This window comes from Lonsdalea quercina subsp. quercina, from assembly GCF_000688655.1.
Classification (GTDB): domain Bacteria; phylum Pseudomonadota; class Gammaproteobacteria; order Enterobacterales; family Enterobacteriaceae; genus Lonsdalea; species Lonsdalea quercina.
Window position 1 is genome coordinate 1 of sequence record NZ_JIBO01000027.1, and the last position, 1,056, is coordinate 1,056.

Sequence of the window (1,056 nt, forward strand, 5' to 3'; positions counted from 1 at the left end):
CGTGCAGGGCCACGAAGATGAAATGCTGGTGCAGGAATTCAAACACATCGTGACCGTCCCGACCGACCCGCAGTCCGGTCAGCCGTCCGGCCAGCGTGTGCACAAGCCGTTCAAATTCACCGTGGCGCTGAACAAAGCCGTTCCGCTGATGTACAACGCCCTGGCGTCCGGCGAAATGCTGCCGACCGTGACCCTGAAATGGTACCGCACCTCGGTTGAAGGCAAGCAGGAGCACTTCTTCTCCACCACGCTGACCGACGCCACCATCGTCGATATCGACTGCCAGATGCCGCACTGCCAGGACCCGTCCAAACTGGACTACACCCAGCTGATCCAGGTGTCCATGTCCTACCGCAAAATCGACTGGGAACACACCGTCGCCGGAACTTCAGGCTCCGACGACTGGCGTGCGCCGGTCGAAGCGTAATACCGACCACCCGGGCTGCGGCCCGGGTTTTTCCGTTGTATTCGGGTGTTGCGGTGTGCGTGGACGCAGACCACAGCATCCATTCAGGTAATCGAACTGTCGTCTTATCACGGCGCAGAATGCCGCATCTCTCACTGTGCGGTCACCGTGGCGTCAGGGAAAAAGGAGAGGGATAACGTGGCAAGCATGACCGGGCTTCAGTTTACCGTAACGATAGGCGCACTGCCGGAGAGCACCTTCTCGGTAGTGGATTTTCAGCTGGACGAGGAGCTGAACCAGCCCTTTGCGCTGGGGTTGTCGCTGGCGAGCGCGCTGCCGGCGGTGGACTTCGGCGCGGTGCTGGACCAGCCGTGCGAGCTGCGGGTGTGGTACGAAGGCGAGCTGCAACGGCGGGTGAGCGGTATCGTCAGCGAGTTCGGTCAGGGCGACACCGGCTTTCGGCGTACGCGTTATCAGGCGGTGGTGCGTCCGGCGCTGTGGCGGCTGGGCCTGCGCACCAACGCCCGCATCTTCCAGGCGCAGAAGCCGGAAGAGATTATCAGCGTCCTGTTGCAGGAGGCCGGTATCACCGACTTCGCCTTTGCCCTGCGCAACGAGCACGCCCAGCGGGAATACTGCGTGCAGTACCG

2 protein-coding genes are annotated in these 1,056 nt (G+C 62.2%); both read left to right on the top strand.

Annotated elements, in window-relative coordinates; translation table 11 throughout:
- Positions 1–427: Hcp family type VI secretion system effector (locus RZ35_RS16785; protein ID WP_026744342.1), on the top strand; the 427-nt coding region annotated here is incomplete at its 5' end.
- Between the two features lie 177 nt (positions 428–604).
- The coding region (locus tag RZ35_RS16790; RefSeq protein WP_268748633.1) for a contractile injection system protein, VgrG/Pvc8 family at positions 605–1,056 on the top strand (452 nt) is incomplete at its 3' end.